The following is a 1,923-nucleotide window of genomic DNA, read 5'->3' as shown; positions in this document are numbered from 1 at the left end:
ATCACCACCGGATCAGACACCAAATCCACACCCGACCCCGCAACACCACCCCCCACCACACCCACAACACCCGCACCCAACGAACCCGAAGAACCCGAAACACCAACCAACTCACCCACCAGCAAACCCGCCACCGCCACCGGCGTCGGAAAATCAAAAACCAACGTCGCCGGCAACCTCACCCCCAACGCCTCACCCAACCGATTCCGCAACTCAACAGCCAACAGCGAATCGAAACCCAACTCCTTGAACGTCCGGTCGGCACCGACGAGGGCCGTTCCCGCATGTCCGAGGACGGAGGCGACGTGCGTGCGGACGATGTCCAGGACCACCGGCTCGCGCTCCGCCTCCGGGAGCGTCCGGATGCGGTGCGCCAGGGTGGACGACGCGTCCGCCTCCAGGCCCCCGGTTCCAGCGACCCGGCGGGCCGTCGCGGGCGCGAGGCCCCGCAGCATGGGCAGCAGGGATCCCGTACCGGCCTGGGCTCGCAGCGTCGCCCGGTCGAAGGCGATGGGCACCAGGTGCGCATCCTGGTCCGCCCGCGCCAGCGCTGCGTCCAGGACCGCCAGCCCTTCCTCCGCGCTGAACGGAATCACGGAACGACCGGCGACTCGGGCCCTGTCGCGTTCGGTCATCCCGCCTGTCATTCCGCTGGCGTCGGCCCAGAGGCCCCAGGCCAGCGAGACCGCGGGCAACCCCTCGGCCCGCCGCCGCTGCGCCAACGCGTCCAAGAAGGTATTAGCAGCGGCGTAGTTGGCCTGACCCGCCGTACCGAGGACACCAGCGGCCGAGGAGAACAGGACGAAGGCGGCGAGGTCGAGGTCGCGGGTCAGTTCGTCCAGATGGACAGCGGCGTCCACCTTGGGCTTCAGTACGCCGTCCAGCTGATCAGCGCTGAGCGAGGTGACCACGGCATCGTCGAGGACGCCGGCGAGGTGCACCACCCCAGTAACCGGATACGCGGCCAGCAACTCCTCAACCGCCGCACGATGCGACACATCACAAGCCACCACCTCGGCAACCGCACCCGCAGCCGCCAACTCCTCCACCAACTCCACCGCACCCGGCACACCCACACCCCGCCGACTGGTCAACACCAGCCGCCGCACCCCGTACTCACCCACCAAATGCCGCGCAACCAACCCACCCAAAGTCCCCGTACCACCCGTCACGAGAACCGCACCACCACCAAACCGCCCCACCAACGAACCCGAAGAACCCGCCGAAGCCGAGGAAGCCGAGGAAGCCGAAGAACCCGGGGAATCCGAAGAACCCACCCTCCCCAGCCGAGGCACCAACACCTCACCGCCACGAACCGCGACCTGCCACTCCCCGGCGTCGAGCGTGGCGAGAGCGAGCGGCAGCGCGTCCACCCCGCCGTCGACATCGAGAAGCCCGAACCGCCCCGGGTTCTCCGCCTCGGCCGACCGCAACAGCCCCCACACCCCGGAAGCCGCAAGATCCAAAGGCCCGTCATCGACGCCGCCGACACCACCCACGGCACCCCGAGTCACGACAACCAACCGCACCCCGGCGAACCGCTCATCCGCCAGCCACTCCTGCACGATCCCGAGCGCCGAACGCGTCACAGTCCCAGTGGCCCGCGCCAACCCCATCCCGCCGTCCACTGGCGGCGTCCAGAGCACCAGCCCCGGCATGCCGTCCCCCGCCGTGGACTCGGCGAGAGCATCCAGCCCGTCGTAGAGCGTGCCACCCAACGCGAGCGGATCGCTGTCCCCAAGGAGCGCCCACCCCCGCCCCACACCCACACCAGAACCAGACCCAACACCAGCCCCAGACCCGGACCCAACCGTCGCCCCAGCCCCGGACCCCCCAACAGCCCCCCACTCCACCCGGAACAACCCATCCCGACGCCCCGCCAACACCCCCAACCCCGCCACATCAACCGACCGCAACACCAAC

At 69.4% G+C, this 1,923-nt stretch carries 1 protein-coding gene; it reads right to left on the bottom strand.

What is annotated here, in order from left to right:
- On the bottom strand, positions 1-1,718 hold a 1,718-nt coding region (locus tag AB0E07_RS39825), incomplete at its 3' end, for a beta-ketoacyl reductase (protein WP_362263381.1).
- Positions 1,719-1,923: the final 205 nt, after the last annotated feature.

It is taken from the genome of Streptomyces sp. NPDC048002, assembly GCF_040653275.1.
Classification (GTDB): domain Bacteria; phylum Actinomycetota; class Actinomycetes; order Streptomycetales; family Streptomycetaceae; genus Streptomyces.
Note: the sequence above shows the minus strand (reverse complement) of the source record. Positions and strands in the feature narration are given on the sequence as shown.